Origin of the sequence: Alcaligenes sp. DN25 (genome assembly GCF_023674485.1) — a bacterium.
GTDB lineage: Bacteria > Pseudomonadota > Gammaproteobacteria > Burkholderiales > Burkholderiaceae_B > Alcaligenes > Alcaligenes phenolicus.
In genome coordinates this window covers 640923-655236 of the sequence record NZ_CP098408.1, presented here as the reverse complement: position 1 = coordinate 655236, position 14314 = coordinate 640923, and the positions used below count along the sequence as shown (strand labels likewise).

Here is a 14314-nt window from a genome sequence, read left to right as displayed (position 1 = left end):
CATGTCAGTTTCCACCAGCGCTGCGGATTTGTTGCAGCAACTGCGCTCTATTGTCGGCAACCCTCACGTCCTGACGGACGACCGCAGTACGCGTCGTTACCGCAAGGGCCATCGCACGGGTGAAGGCAAGGTATTGGCCGTTGTGCGGCCCGGAACGCTGCTGGAACAATGGCGCAGCCTGCAAGCCGCTGTCGCTGCCGATTGCATCGTGATCATGCAGGCAGCCAACACCGGCCTGACGGGCGGCTCCACCCCCGACGGGGACGACTACGACCGCGACATCGTGCTGATGAACACCATGCGTCTGCAAGGCATACAAGTCATCAACGATGGCCAGCAAGTTGTCTGCCTGCCCGGTGCCACGCTGGACCGTCTGGAACAGACCCTGGCCCCGCTGGAGCGTGAGCCCCACTCGGTGATTGGCTCCTCATGTATCGGCGCCTCTGTGCTGGGCGGTGTTTGCAATAACTCAGGCGGTGCGCTGGTACGACGCGGCCCGGCCTACACGGAATTGACGCTGTACGCGCAAGTGCTGGACGATGGTACCCTGCAACTGGTCAATCACCTGGGCATCAATCTGGGAGATACCCCGGAAGAAATTCTGAGCCGCCTGGAGCAAGGCAAATACAGTGTTGCGGATATCATCAACGATCCGGAACGCAAGGCCAGCGACCCACGCTACGCCGACGATGTGCGCGATGTGGATGCCCAGACCCCGGCCCGTTTCAATGCCGACCCTTCACGCCTGTACGAAGCCTCCGGCTCGGCCGGCAAGCTGTGCATTTTTGCCGTGCGTCTGGATACCTTTCCCAAAGAAGCCAGTACTGTTTTCTACATTGGCACCAATGACCCGGACGAGCTCACGGCTGTGCGCCGCCATCTGCTGACGGAACTGCCCCGCCTGCCCATTGCGGGCGAGTACATCCATCGCACCGCCTACGATATTGGCGAGCAATACGGCAAAGACACCTTCTTGCTGATCGACCGTTTTGGTACCGCCAAAGTGCCATCCGCCTTTGCCATGAAAAGCCGTGTGGATGGCTTTTTTGAGCGCTTTGGCTGGCGCGGCGTCACTGATCGCGTGATCCAGGCCATCATGAACCGCCTGCCCAGCCACCTGCCGCCGCGCATGCGTGAATGGCGCGACCGCTTCGAGCATCACCTGTTGCTGCGCGTCTCCAACGACACCGCGCAGGCCACGCGCGATTTTCTGAGCCAGCAATTTGAAGGCAGCCAGCAAGGTGCCTATTTCGAGTGCGATGCCGAAGAAGGTCGCAAAGCCTTTCTGCACCGCTTTGCCATTGCCGGTGCCGCCATCCGCTACCGCGAGGCGCACCCCGACAGCGTGGAAGATATTGTGGCGCTGGACATTGCCTTGCGCCGTAATGACAAGGAATGGGTGGAGCAACTGCCGGACGATATGGAAAAAGACATCGTCCACAAGCTCTATTACGGTCACTTCCTGTGCCACGTATTCCACCAGGACTACATCGTCAAAAAAGGCGTGGTTCCTCTGGATATGGAACACCGCATGTGGAAGTTGCTGGATGAACGCCGTGCCGAATACCCGGCCGAGCATAATGTTGGCCACCTGTATATCGCCAAACCTGCCCTGGCCGGTTTCTATCGCGAGCTGGACCCGACCAACACCTTCAACCCTGGCATCGGCCACACCTCGCGCCGCAAATGGTGGAGTGTGTGCTGCGGCGGCAAACACGACTAGCCCCCTTTTTCTTGAAGGCACTCACGGGCTGCAAGCCATTCCCTTGCTTGCAGCGCGGTCCGCCCCTTCAATAAACCGTCCTTCATGCAAACCAGCAGGCCCCCAAGCTCGACTTGGTGGGCCTGTTTTTTTGTGCATTGTGACAAACAGAACACAAAAATATTCTGCCGCCTTTCCTATTTAGTTTAATAGGTTCCACTAATTCAAAATTTAGATTACATTATCGATAATGATTCTCAATACCTTATATTGAAGAGCCGAATTCTCCGGCTTTTTAGATACTTACCACCGCTCATGACCACTCGTGAAACTGCTACGGACGTGCGTAAAGAGCCTGGCCCCATCAGCCAGACCCTCAGCTCCATACGCTCACGTCTGATTGTTGCCGCCGTTCTGGCGGCCTTGGGTTCAATGCTGACCCTGGTGCCTTTGGCCGGAATCGCCCATATCGCCAAGCTGACTTTGGGCAATACCCTGTCTGGAGAGCTGCAAGGCGATATAGGCTGGACGGTGCTATTGAGCATCATCAGCATGTTTGCAGGCCTGGCCCTGATCTCGGCAGGCGAGCTGCTGGCCCACCTGGCCGACAATCAGCTGACACGCGGTCTGCGTCTGAGTGCCGCCCAGAGGTTAGCCAAGGTGCCGCTAGGCTGGTTTACCGGCCAGGCTTCAGGCGAAGTGAAACAAGCCATGCAGGATGACATCGCCACCCTGCACAGCCTGACCGCACACTTTTACACCTCGGTCGGCCGCGCCGTCGGTGCCATTGCGATCTCGGTGCTGTACCTGTTCGTCATGGACTGGCGTATGGCCATCGTGGCTCTACTGCCCTTCCCCGGTTTTTTCCTGTTCCTGCGCCACGCCATGAAAGCCAGCAGCGCGAACATGCAGGGCTTTGTCGAAAAGCTGGGCCGCTTGAATAGTGCCACCGTGGAATTTGTCAGCGGCATTCCCGTGGTCAAGGCCTTTGGTTCCAATGGGCAGGCACATGGCGGCTATAGCAAGGCCGTGGATGGCTTTGCCAACGCCTTTCTGAACTTTGCCCGCCCTTTGGTGGCCCGCATGGCTCACGCCCATGCCATGATCGCTCCAGTCACGGTTCTAGGTGTCGTGCTGATCTTCGGTGCCCTCTTCAGCTATTTGAACTGGATTGCCCCGGTAGACATTCTGCCCTTCGCCCTGGTGGCTCCCGGCATTTGCGCCCCCCTGCTCTTGTTGCATACCCTGCTGCACGATCTGGGTGGCGCAACGGGTGCGGCACAGCGCGTACAAGCTTTGATGAAAACACCCGTACTGGAACCGCTGAGCACTGATCAGCAACAAGTCCCGGCAAATCACGAAGTGCGAGTCGAAAACGTCAGCTATGCCTACGGCGAAGGCCATCAGGCACTCAGCAATATCAGCTTCACCCTGGAACCGGGCACAGTCACCGCGATTGTGGGCTCTTCCGGTTCTGGAAAATCCACCATCGCCCGCCTGCTGCTGCGCTTTTTTGACCCCAGCGAAGGCCGCATCACCCTGGGCGGTGCCGATCTGCGCCAAATCGAATCCACCGAACTTTACCGCCACATTGGCTTTGTGCTGCAAGAGGTGCGCCTGATCAATGCCAGCGTGCGCGAGAACATTGCGCTGGGCCGCCCCTCGGCCAGTCGGCAAGAGATTGAAGATGCCGCTCGCGCCGCCAATATTCACGACCGTATCTTGACCCTGCCTCGTGGCTACGACTCTGTCGTGGGTGAAGACGCCCAACTCTCGGGCGGCGAGCGTCAGCGCGTCAGCATTGCGCGCGCTGTCCTGCTGAACCCACCCATTCTGGTGCTGGACGAAGCCACCGCCGCTGCCGATGCCAGCAATGAAGTGGCTATTCAAGATGCTCTGTCACGCTTTGCCCAAGGCCGCACCTTGCTGGTCATTGCTCACCGCCTGGACACCATCATGCACGCGGATCGCATTCTGGTGCTGGAAGACGGCGCGATTGTGGAGCAAGGCAGTCACACCAGCCTGCTGGCTGAACAAGGCCGTTACGCACGGCTCTGGACCCTGGGTGGCTACGACAACCGTTCCAAGGACACATCATGCTAAAGACCCTGATTCAGTTGCTGGGTACGGATGCCCCCATTTTCCGCCGCTATGGCTGGATGGCTGTTTTATACGGCCTGCTGTGCGGCCTGACCATGACTACCTTGGTCCCCGTTTTCACTCATCTGCTCAATGGCGAACCCAAACAAGCAGGCGGCTGGTTGCTGGTCCTGCTGCTTGGCGTGGCCGTCTGCTGGGCTTGGCGCCGCCATGTGGAGCAGGCTGGTGTAAATGTTGGGGCCGCCATCCTGCAAGGTGGCCGGCATCGTCTGGGCGAACATATCGCTCAACTGCCCGTAGGCTGGTTCTCCGCTCAAAACACCGCGCGGCTGGGGCACATCGTCACTCAAGGCATGATGTCGGTGGCCCAATTACCTGCACACGTCTTCACCCCGCTGATCGCCGGAGTTGTGACGCCGCTTGTGCTGGTCGTGGCGCTGTTCATTCTGCATTGGCCGCTGGGTTTGATTGCCCTGATCGCGTTGCCTTTGCTGGCGGGTGTTCTGGCACTGACCGCCCACTTGGGACGCAAGGCTGATGATGCCTTCCAGGCCCACTTCGCCCATGCCAGCCAGCGCGTGGTGGAGTTTGCCCAAGCCCAATCCGTGCTGCGTGCCTTCAATGGCGAAGGCGGTGGCACCCGTCTGCTGGAAGAAGCGATTGAACGCCAACACCAGGCGGGCAAGAAACTGATCTGGCAATCCACGGCCTCGGCGGTACTCAATGCCTGGGCCGTACAAGCAGCCTTTGCGGCCTTGCTGATTGCCGCCACGCTTTGGCTAAACAGCCATACGGGTCTGGGCCTGAGCAGTGCAGAAGTCATCGCCGTCATCGTGTCCTTGCTGCTGAGCGCACGCTATATCGACTCCTTGCTGGAAGTGGCCAGCTACGGTGAAGTGCTGCGCGGTGCACGCGGCCAACTTGATGCGATTCAAGAACTGTTTGCCGTTCAGCCCCTGCCCGAGCCCGCTTCACCCCAAACTCCAAGCGACGGCTCGATTGTGCTGAACAATGTGCATTTCCGCTATGCCGCCGACAAGCCCGATGTACTGAATGGCATCAGCCTGAACATCGCGCCGGGCAGCATGGTGGCCTTGATCGGGGAATCCGGCTCAGGCAAAACCACACTGGCTCGTCTGATTGCCCGCTTCTTTGATGTCAGCCAGGGCAGTGTCTCCATAGGAGGCGTGGATGTACGCCAGATCGGCAGCCCCGTACTGACCACGCAAATCAGCCAGATTTTTCAGGACGACTATCTGTTCGCAGGCAGCATTGCCGAGAACATACGCCTGGGAAAACCGGATGCAACCGAGGCCGAACTGATGGAAGCGGTAGAACAAGCCGGTGTCAGCGAAATCATCGCGCGCTTGCCAGAAGGTCTGAACACAACGGTGGGCGAAGGCGGGGCCCGCCTGTCCGGGGGCGAGCGTCAACGCATCGCCATTGCGCGCGCTCTGATCAAGAACGCCCCCATTTTGCTGGTGGACGAAGCCACCGCCGCACTGGATGCCGAAAACCAGGCAGCCATTGCCCAGGCTTTGGCCCGTCTGCGTGGCAAGCGTACCCTGATCGTGATTGCTCATCAGCTCTCTACCGTAGCCATGGCCGATCAAATCGTGGTGCTGGAAAACGGCCAGATTATCGAGCAAGGCCCGCCGGCCCAACTGCGCGAAACCCAAGGCCGTTATGCCCACTTCCTGAACCAGCGTCATGCCGCCAAAGGATGGCGTATTGCCACCGCAGCCCAGAATAACGGTGTGTGATGCGAGCTAGATCTTTTGTGCTGTTGTTTCTGATGCTCTGCAGCCTGTCTTTGCTGATAGGTGCACGGCAAATCAGCTGGGCACAATTATGGAGTTTTTCAGGCGATGCCTGGCTGACACTGAGCGCCAGCCGCCTGCCCCGTCTGGCGGCACTGGTCTTGAGTGGCATAGGCCTGTCTGTCTGCGGGGTGATCTTGCAGCACATTGTGCGCAATAAGTTTGTGGAACCGGCCACCTCGGGCGGGCTGGATGCCGCCAAGCTGGGCATTCTGATCGCCCTGACTCTGGCCCCCACCAGCGGCACTCTGGGCAAACTACTGTTTGCCCTCTTGTTCTGCTTTGCCTCCAGCCTGATCTTCATCGCTGTGGTACGCCGCATCCGCTTCAAGAACACCGTGCTGGTGCCGGTGATTGGCTTGATGTATGGGGGTGTGCTTAGCGCCATTGCCGAGTTCTATGCCTACCACCATCAGATTTTGCAAAGCATGCAGGGCTGGATGCTGGGCGACTTTTCCAAGATCGTGCAGGGCAATTACGAAATCATTTATTTGATCCTGCCCATTGTGTTGCTCACCTATCTGTATGCGCATCGCTTCACTGTGCTGGGCATGGGCGAAGGCATGGCCACCAGCCTGGGCCTGAACTATTCCGCCACCGTGGCCCTGGGTTTGATACTGGTCGCGGTTACCGTATCAGCCACTGTCATTACCGTAGGGGCCATTCCCTTTATCGGTCTGGTCATCCCCAATCTGGTGGCACTGCGCTATGGCGACAACCTGGCTCGCACCTTGCCCATTGTGGCGCTGGGTGGTGCCAGCCTGCTGCTGGCTTGCGACATCCTGGGCCGCCTCATTATCTACCCTTTTGAAGTCCCTATTGGCCTGACCGCAGGTGGCGTGGGTGGCCTGCTATTTCTGTTCCTGATCTTCTGGAGGAACCGATGAAACGGCAACATCTGGTCTGGATCCTGTTGCTGGTGCTGGCACTGAGCTTTGTGTTCTATCGCTCCGGCCTGGACTTCGACTACATCATCCCCAAACGACTGAACCGCTTGGCGGCTATGGTGATTGGCGGCATCTGCATTGCCTGGTCCTCGATTATTTTCCAGACCATTACCGGCAACCGGATTCTGACGCCCGCCATCATGGGATACGAAGCGGTTTACCTGCTATTCCAGTCCCTGCTGATTTTGCTGCTGGGCACACAAAGCCTGGTGATGCTGGGCGCCAATGGCAATGTGGTGCTGTCCATTGTGCTGATGCTGGCCTACTCGCTGGCAATCCATCACTGGCTGTTTCGCCAGGGCAAGAACAATGTGTATTTCCTGCTGCTGATGGGGCTGGTGTTGACCATGATCATCAGCACCTTCACCCAGTTTGTGCAGCTAAAGATCAGCCCCGGCGAGTTCTCCATTTTGCTGGGTTTTAGCCAGGCGTCCTTTAACCGAGCCGAGCCCCTACAACTGCTGATTTCCGCCCTTCTGGTGGGTGGCATTTGCCTGGGCAGCCTGCGCAGCTTGCCCACGCTGGACGTACTGTCTTTAGGCCGCGAACAAGCCATTTCTTTAGGTGTCGACTATCGCCGTACCGTGCGCATCCAGCTGGCACTGATTGCTGCCCTGGTGGCTATTTCCACCAGCCTGCTCGGGCCCACTGCCTTCATGGGGATTTTTGTAGCCAACACCAGCTATGCGCTGGCCCGCAGCTTCCGACACCGAATCACGCTGCCGCTAGGCTGCGCCATCGCCATCGTCATGTTTTTGCTGGCACAGATAGCGGTGGAACACATTTTCAATTACCGCACGACCGTCGGGATACTCGTCAACCTGGTGTGTGGCGCGTACTTTCTGGGACTGATGGTTCGTACCCGAGGCACTGCATGATTACGATCAATCAGCTCTCCAAACACTACAAGAAGAAGACCGTGCTTTCCAAGGTCAGCACACAGTTCCCCGCCGGACAGCTCAGCTCCCTGATCGGCCCCAATGGTGCCGGTAAAACCACCTTGCTGATGAGTATCGCCCGCTTGCTGGAGACCGACGAAGGCCAGATCCAGCTGGACGGCCGCAACATTACGGATATACGTATTGCCGACTATGCGCGCCGGGTAGCCACCTTGCGCCAATCTCCTGATTTCAATTTGCGCCTGACCGTGGAAGAACTGGTCGCCTTTGGCCGCTTCCCCTATAGCCGCGGCGTGCTGACGGATGAAGATCAACAAGCCATCTCCGACGCTATTCAGTTTCTATCGCTGGAACCCTTGCGCCAGTCCTATCTGGACGAGTTGAGCGGCGGTCAGCGACAGATGGCTTTTCTGGCCATGACCATTGCCCAGCAAACCGATTATTTGCTGCTGGATGAGCCGCTGAACAATCTGGACATCAAGCACGCCGTTCAGATCATGCGCGCCTTGCGACGGCTCTGTGACGAGTACGGCCGCACCGTGATTCTGGTGGTACATGACATCAACTTTGCCGCCAACTATTCCGATCACATTGTGGCCATGAAAAACGGTGCGCTGTACTGCGCAGGACCGGTGTCAGAGGTCATCACGCAAGCACGGCTGACCGAACTTTATGGCCTGGATTTCGAGATTACGCACAGCGAGCGTGGCCGCCTGTGCAATTACTTCACCCCATCAGGAGAACTAGCATGATCGCCAAACACAGATACGGGCTGATAGCCCTGTTTGTGGCCGCCAGCTTTGCCTTGCAAGGCTGCGAGAAAAAGACCCAGGCAGCGGCGGAAACCCCGGCACCGCAAGCCGCCGTCAGCCCGCAGGCCAGTGCCCGCTATGAACCGATTGTGGTCGAACACAAGCTGGGCTCGACACGCATCGAAAAACTGCCACAACGCGTCGTGGCGCTGGACATGAACGAAGTGGATTTTCTGGATGCCTTGGGTGTCCCGGTGGTGGGCATGCCCAAAGACTTCATCCCGGCATTCCTGGACAAGTATAAAAATGCCCCTGAAATCCAGGACACCGGCGCAATTGTGCAACCGAATGTGGAACAGGTGTACGCCGCCAAACCGGACCTGATTCTGATCACCTCCTTGCAAGCCAATCACTACAAGGAACTGAGCCAGATCGCCCCCACCATTCACTTTGACGTGGATTACCGCGATAGCCAGGTCAACCACATTGAAGTCATCAAGAATCACCTGCTGACTCTGGGCTCGATTTTCAAGAAAGAAGAGCTGGCCCAACAAAAAGTGGCCGAACTGGATGCCAAAGTCGCCCAGGCCAAACAAATCACCCAGGATCGTCCTGAAAAAGCCCTGATTGTTCTGCATAACAACGGCTCGTTCAGCTCCTTCGGGGTGCAGTCCCGCTACGGTTTTGTATTCAATGCGCTGGGCGTACAGCCTGCCAGCCCGACAGTAGAAACCGGCCTGCACGGACAGCCTGTTTCCAGCGAGTTCATCCAGCAAGCCAATCCGGACATCATTTACATCATCGACCGTACCGCCGTAATGGAACGTCGCCCTGCCCTGAACGCCGACAGCCTGAGCAACCCGCTGCTGCGTGAAACCAAAGCCTGGCAAAACGGCCGTGTGGTATTTGCCAATGCCGAAGCTTGGTACGTAACTGCCGCCAGTGTCACCTCGCTGAAATTGATTATTGATGACGTGATCAAAGCCTACCAACAACCATGATCTAACGGTTTTTACACGGGCAAATAGACAGTAACGCGACTCAATCCAATTTCTATTTGCCTTAATCAAAGCAAAGAAACACACCCCGCCACATAAAGGAAACTGGCATGTACACACCACGCCACAATGGGACGTTTGCGCCCTCGATACGTAAAATCGGCAGTTCCAGCCGCTCCGGCTTTGCCCTGGACCGCACTTTCAGCGCCGTGCAAATAGCATTAATACTGGGTTTGGGAGCCAGCGCGCTGGCCTTGATGGCCTCGCCTGCGCAGGCACAAAACAGTACGGCTGCCCAGGCCGATGGAGTCGTCACCCTGCCATCCGTTACCGTCAAAGGCCAGCGCGACAAGACCGTCGAGAGCTACGCCGGTGGACAAGTTGCCACTGGCGGACGTGTCGGTTTGCTGGGCACCAAAGACTTCATGGAAACACCCTTCAACACCATCAGCTATACCGAGCAATACATAGCCGATCAACAGGCGCGTGACATCAGCGAAGTGATCGCCAAAACCGACCCCAGCGTGTTCATGAGCGGCATCGCAGGCGAGAGCAACGAAAGCTACTCCATCCGCGGCTTCCGTTCCGATGTGGGTGATGTCACCGTCAACGGTCTGGCCGGGATGGGCGGCTACTACCGCAACTCGCCCGAAGCCTACGAGCGCGTCGAGGTCCTGAAAGGCCCCTCGGCCCTGCTTAACGGTATGCCGCCCAAAGGCTCGGCAGGCGGCGCCGTCAACCTGGTCACCAAACGCGCCGGCGACGATCCCCTGTTTCGCGTAACAGGCAGCTATATGTCCGACTCGCACTTTGGTGGCCACGTGGATCTGGGCCGTCGATTTGGCGAGGACAAGCAGTTTGGTGTACGCCTGAACACAGCCTACCGCGATGGTGAAATTGCCGTCAAAGACCAGGACAAGAAAATTACCCAGACCTCTTTGGGCCTGGACTGGCGCGGTGAGCGTGTCCGCTTGTCTGCCGACCTGTTTCACAGCAAAGACCGCGCCTACGGCCTGACGCGCGGCCTGACCTTGAATCCCGGCGTAGAACTGCCCAAACCACCCAAACCCGATGTGTCGTGGAACCCGCCTTGGGCTTTTTACGACACCACCGATAAAGGCGCCATGATCCGTGGCGAGTTCGATCTGAACGATCAATTCACCGCTTACGCCGCCGCCGGTATCAGCCGTACCAAATTCAGATCCAATATGGGCGCTGGTCAGGTGATCAATAACGCAGGCGACTTCCGGATCAACTTCAGCGGCGTGGCCGACGAGATGCGGCGCAAAACCGCTGAAGTGGGTCTGATGGGTAAGCTGCAAACCGGCCCGGTCAGCCATCAATTCGCGATCAACGCCACGCAGTACAACGAAGACTACGACCTGAGCGGCTTTCGCAACTTGCTGCCCACCGCATGGGAAACCAATATCTACGATCCCGTCTGGGGCCCAGAGCCTTCCTTGCCGAACAATATTCCGCTGATCAGCACCACTAAAACTCGCTTGAAGAGCATCGGTTTTGCTGACACCCTGTCCTTTGCCGAGGACCGCGTACAAGTGACACTGGGCGCACGCCGTCAGCAAGTGATCAACGAGAGCTTTAACGGCACCACCGGCCAGCGTACAGGCGAGCGCTACAAGGAAAGCGCAACCACTCCCGCCGTCGCTTTCCTGGTGAAAGCCACTGATCAAGTCTCGGTCTACGCCAACTACATCGAAGGCTTGTCCCAAGGCGCGATTGCTCCCAACACCGCCGCCAATGCAGGTCAGGTTTTTGCCCCCTTCAAAACCAAGCAGAAGGAAGTGGGCCTGAAGCTGGATCTGGGTGACTTTGCCCATACCCTGGCCTTGTACGAAATCAAGCGCCCCGGCAGCTATACCGACCCATTTACCAACGTGTTCTCCTTTGGTGGCGAGCAACGCAACCGGGGCATTGAATGGGGCTTTTTCGGCTCCCCCATGGAAGGTGTTCGCTTGATGGGTGGCGTGGCTTACTCCGATCCGGAAATCACCAAAGCCGCCAACCCGGCTGAAGAGGGCCGCCAGGCCACGGGCCTGCCCAAGTGGCAAGCCAAGCTGGGCGTGGAATGGGATGTACCCAACTTGCAAGGTCTGACCGTGATGGCCAACGCCTCCACCTCATCCAAGCAATACCTGAGCGCGGACAACTCCCTGTCCATCCCCGGCCATACCGTGTTTGATCTGGGCGCACGCTATCGCACCAAGATCTCCGGCCGTCCGCTGACCTTGCGGGCGACGGTGAATAACGTAGCGAACAAAGCCTACTGGGCCAAGCCGCACTTCACCAGCCTGGGTGTGGGCGCACCACGGACTTTCATGTTGTCAGCAACGATGGATTTCTAAGCTGAAGAGCTGAATTTGATGACAGGGCCTTGTTGCAGCTGAGTGGTGTGACAAGGCCCTTATTTGATGACAAGCAGATGCTGCCATCGGTATTTTCAGGTGAGCTCACCAGCGGTCGACTCACCAGTCAGCTAAGTGGCGTACAAGTGAGCAATTTCTTAAGCCACGAAGCACAACAGGTGAATATCTTCCGGGTCCAGCGCAAATAAACGCGGGTCTGGCTCTGGCGCGATTTCAAAGCCGTGAGCCATATAAAAATCCACCGTATTCACCGAAGGCGTGGCCGAGGCATAGACCGCCTTTGCGCCCCACTTCACAGCCTGCTTCTTGGCCTGATCCAGCAGCCATACGCCCATCCCCTGCCCGCGCAAGGACTGGCTGACATGCAGAAAGAACAACTGACGCCACTCCCCCTGTGGTCCCAAGGGCAGGCTGTCCAGGCCGACGGCGGCCAGCAGGCTATCACCCTTGAATACGCCCATGAACCAGGAGCCTCGATGAAAAGCGTCCTCATGTTCCGGGTGATATTTCTCCGGGTCACCTTCCGGCCAACCCTGCAAATCAATATCAGCCGCTTGCTTGTGCAAGACGCCATCGCGCAGCTCGTACAAACCGTCAATCCGTTCACTACGGTCTATAGACCACAACAGATTCAGTTCGGTTTCTTTCAAAGGGCGCAGCGTCAAGCCTGGAGGTAAAGAGGGCATGGTAATCAAGGTGATGTATTTCGGGTTTGTAGAGGATTGAATCCGCCTCAACGCTCAACCAGGGAACTCGCCTGGCCAAGTCCCGCATGAAACTTGCCCCCTGAGTGAACGCGCCCGATTATAGGCGTACATCGCTCTGAATGCCTCGGCGAACAGGACGGCGCAAGACCGTAGCAGCTCGCAAATCGGGCTGTGGATCACGATCCTCTGCCTGCGCCAGCGTACTTAAAATCGAGCAGTCAGGCTGTTCATCACCCGGACAACAACCAATGGATGCTTCCAGCGCCAAGGCCATGTCCTGCATGTTTTTAATGCGGCTGCTCAGCTCAGTCAGATGCTGTTGCGCGACCCGCTTTACATCTGCACTCTGACGCGACGGGTCGTGCCACAGGCTCAGCAAATCACCAATGGCTACCATGGAAAATCCCAGATCGCGAGCACGTCTTATAAAGCGCAAGCGCTCCACATCTTTTCGGCTATACGTCCGGTAACCCGCAGCAGTGCGCTCGGTTTCCGGGATAAGGCCAATCTGCTCGTAATAACGAATCATTTTGGCCGACACTTTGGATACCTTGGAGGCTTCACCAATATTCATCTTGCTCCCCTTGCTCAATGAAAGGACTCGAAAGTCGGGTGTCAGTGATGGCAAAAGGTGGCAGGCCTTGTCCAAAGCCCCATCAGTCTTTTCTGCCTGCCCAGGCCTGTGTTGCCAGCACTGACAACACACAGTGTGAAGATTCCCACGGTAGGAAGGTCAAGCGCCCGCGTGGCCCAAGCCTCCGGCTCTAGAACGCTATGGCGTAAAAAATACATCCACATGCAAATCCTGCACTTTCAAACCGCGCTTGAGCACCATGCCCATCGTGGCATCCACCATGGATGGCGAGCCCGCCACATAAACCTTCCAACCGCTTAAATCAGGCTGATCGTGGCCAACGATATCGGTGACAAGCCCCCGGCGATAGTGAGTGGCCGGTATCCCGGAGATGACAGGAGTAAAAGCCAGATTGGGGTATTGGCGCTCCAGCGCCCGGAAGTCATCAATAGCATATAAATCCCGCAGTTCGCGCGCTCCAAAATACACATGAATGGGCTGGCTCATGCCACAGGCCAACGCCGTTTCAACAATCGATTTGATAGGGGCCAGGCCCGTGCCTCCCGCAATGCACAAGATAGGGCCGCCATGTCCCTCGCGCAGATAGGAGGAGCCGCGAGGTACTTCCAGGCTGAGCTTCTCGCCCGGCTGAAGCACGGTGTGCACATACGAAGACGTCACCCCACGGGGAACACGACGTATGTGAAACTCCAGCTCGGGTGCACCAGGGCGGTTGGCCATGGAGTAACTGCGCACGGGCGCCTGTCCGAATTTGATATCCGCGTACTGACCGGCAAAAAACATCAGAGGCTCAGGCTCATCCAGACGGATACGCACAAGGCGCACATCGTGCGTCAGTTCTCGCAACTCGGACACCGTGCCGGTCACGCTACGCGAGGGTGCAAGCCCCCGCACATCATCCGTGCCAATCCAGTCTACGGTCACATCACTTAAGGGGATCGCCCTGCAGGCCAGAATCAGACCGCGGGCCTGCTGCTCCTCGGTCAGGGCAAAGCGGGAGTGCTCCAGCCGGTCAATTTGCCCATCAACCAGCCGGGTTTTACAGCCCCCACAACGTCCCAGACGACAGCCATGCGGATAGGCCAGGCCGCTTTGCAAGGCAGCCTGCAAAATGTTTTGCCCCTCCTGAGCGGCGATCTGCTGACCGGTCTGACGGATAAGAATTGTTTTGCTGCTCATTGCTGCCCCCTTCACGTATAGCCCCACGGGCCACGCATTGCTCTCAGTTCCCGCCCGGTTCTGGTTGACCAATAGGGATCTGGCTGTCTCATTCTTGTATTTGACATGGCGACTCCACACAAAGTTGTTGTTTAACGACACAAAAGGCTTATTTCTCAATGCCTTGTGAACAAGCTAAAGCTTCCAACGATTGGAGAGTCAACACCTTCAACAAGGTGTGCAGACAAACCT

General features: G+C 57.6%; 11 protein-coding genes. 8 read left to right on the top strand and 3 right to left on the bottom strand.

Annotated features, from left to right (window positions below; genetic code table 11):
• The first annotated feature begins 1 nt into the window (after position 1).
• From dld to NBV64_RS02940, 8 genes are all read left to right on the top strand, one after another.
• A complete protein-coding gene (gene dld / locus NBV64_RS02975) occupies positions 2–1723 on the top strand; it encodes a D-lactate dehydrogenase (RefSeq protein WP_009462558.1) in 1722 nt (573 codons plus the stop codon).
• A 294-nt stretch (positions 1724–2017) separates the two neighbouring features.
• The gene (locus NBV64_RS02970) at positions 2018–3805 is read left to right on the top strand and encodes an ABC transporter ATP-binding protein (RefSeq protein ID WP_250756669.1); all 1788 of its coding nucleotides are present in this window, start codon (positions 2018–2020) and stop codon (positions 3803–3805) included.
• Positions 3799–5565, top strand: a complete 1767-nt coding sequence (locus NBV64_RS02965; RefSeq protein WP_250756668.1) for an ABC transporter ATP-binding protein — start codon at positions 3799–3801, stop codon at positions 5563–5565. Before NBV64_RS02970 ends, NBV64_RS02965 begins: the two co-directional genes overlap by 7 nt.
• Positions 5565–6509, top strand: a complete 945-nt coding sequence (locus NBV64_RS02960; protein WP_137430755.1) for an ABC transporter permease — start codon at positions 5565–5567, stop codon at positions 6507–6509. Before NBV64_RS02965 ends, NBV64_RS02960 begins: the two co-directional genes overlap by 1 nt.
• On the top strand, positions 6506–7447 hold the full coding sequence (locus NBV64_RS02955) for an iron chelate uptake ABC transporter family permease subunit (RefSeq protein WP_250756667.1): 942 nt from the start codon (positions 6506–6508) through the stop codon (positions 7445–7447). Before NBV64_RS02960 ends, NBV64_RS02955 begins: the two co-directional genes overlap by 4 nt.
• Positions 7444–8220: an iron ABC transporter ATP-binding protein gene (locus tag NBV64_RS02950; RefSeq protein WP_250756666.1), complete on the top strand. Its 777-nt coding sequence runs from the start codon at positions 7444–7446 to the stop codon at positions 8218–8220. The genes NBV64_RS02955 and NBV64_RS02950 overlap by 4 nt, the downstream gene beginning before the upstream one ends.
• Positions 8217–9221: a siderophore ABC transporter substrate-binding protein gene (locus NBV64_RS02945; RefSeq protein WP_250756665.1), complete on the top strand. Its 1005-nt coding sequence runs from the start codon at positions 8217–8219 to the stop codon at positions 9219–9221. The genes NBV64_RS02950 and NBV64_RS02945 overlap by 4 nt, the downstream gene beginning before the upstream one ends.
• A 107-nt stretch (positions 9222–9328) precedes the next feature.
• The gene (locus NBV64_RS02940) at positions 9329–11581 is read left to right on the top strand and encodes a TonB-dependent receptor (protein WP_250756664.1); all 2253 of its coding nucleotides are present in this window, start codon (positions 9329–9331) and stop codon (positions 11579–11581) included.
• A gap of 158 nt (positions 11582–11739) precedes the next feature.
• On the opposite strand, the gene NBV64_RS02935 is transcribed toward NBV64_RS02940, so the two are convergent.
• The 3 genes from NBV64_RS02935 to NBV64_RS02925 all read right to left on the bottom strand — a co-directional run bounded on the left by NBV64_RS02935 (position 11740) and on the right by NBV64_RS02925 (position 14083).
• Complete coding sequence (locus NBV64_RS02935; RefSeq protein WP_250756663.1) at positions 11740–12288, bottom strand: GNAT family N-acetyltransferase; 549 nt, start codon at positions 12286–12288, stop codon at positions 11740–11742.
• Between the two features lie 118 nt (positions 12289–12406).
• Entirely contained in the window at positions 12407–12883 is a 477-nt protein-coding gene (gene cueR, locus NBV64_RS02930; RefSeq protein WP_009463760.1) for a Cu(I)-responsive transcriptional regulator, read from the bottom strand.
• Positions 12884–13081: 198 nt separating this feature from the next.
• Positions 13082–14083: a 2Fe-2S iron-sulfur cluster-binding protein gene (locus tag NBV64_RS02925; protein WP_250756662.1), complete on the bottom strand. Its 1002-nt coding sequence runs from the start codon at positions 14081–14083 to the stop codon at positions 13082–13084.
• Positions 14084–14314 lie beyond the last annotated feature (231 nt).

Bases quoted from the DNA above. Each gene is read 5' to 3' on its own strand.
- dld (WP_009462558.1), top strand. From the start codon at position 2: ATGTCAGTTTCCACCAGCGCTGCGGATTTGTTGCAGCAACTGCGCTCT.
- NBV64_RS02970 (WP_250756669.1), top strand. From the start codon at position 2,018: ATGACCACTCGTGAAACTGCTACGGACGTGCGTAAAGAGCCTGGCCCC.
- NBV64_RS02965 (WP_250756668.1), top strand. From the start codon at position 3,799: ATGCTAAAGACCCTGATTCAGTTGCTGGGTACGGATGCCCCCATTTTC.
- NBV64_RS02960 (WP_137430755.1), top strand. From the start codon at position 5,565: ATGCGAGCTAGATCTTTTGTGCTGTTGTTTCTGATGCTCTGCAGCCTG.
- NBV64_RS02955 (WP_250756667.1), top strand. From the start codon at position 6,506: ATGAAACGGCAACATCTGGTCTGGATCCTGTTGCTGGTGCTGGCACTG.
- NBV64_RS02950 (WP_250756666.1), top strand. From the start codon at position 7,444: ATGATTACGATCAATCAGCTCTCCAAACACTACAAGAAGAAGACCGTG.
- NBV64_RS02945 (WP_250756665.1), top strand. From the start codon at position 8,217: ATGATCGCCAAACACAGATACGGGCTGATAGCCCTGTTTGTGGCCGCC.
- NBV64_RS02940 (WP_250756664.1), top strand. From the start codon at position 9,329: ATGTACACACCACGCCACAATGGGACGTTTGCGCCCTCGATACGTAAA.
- NBV64_RS02935 (WP_250756663.1), bottom strand. From the start codon at position 12,288: ATGCCCTCTTTACCTCCAGGCTTGACGCTGCGCCCTTTGAAAGAAACC.
- cueR (WP_009463760.1), bottom strand. From the start codon at position 12,883: ATGAATATTGGTGAAGCCTCCAAGGTATCCAAAGTGTCGGCCAAAATG.
- NBV64_RS02925 (WP_250756662.1), bottom strand. From the start codon at position 14,083: ATGAGCAGCAAAACAATTCTTATCCGTCAGACCGGTCAGCAGATCGCC.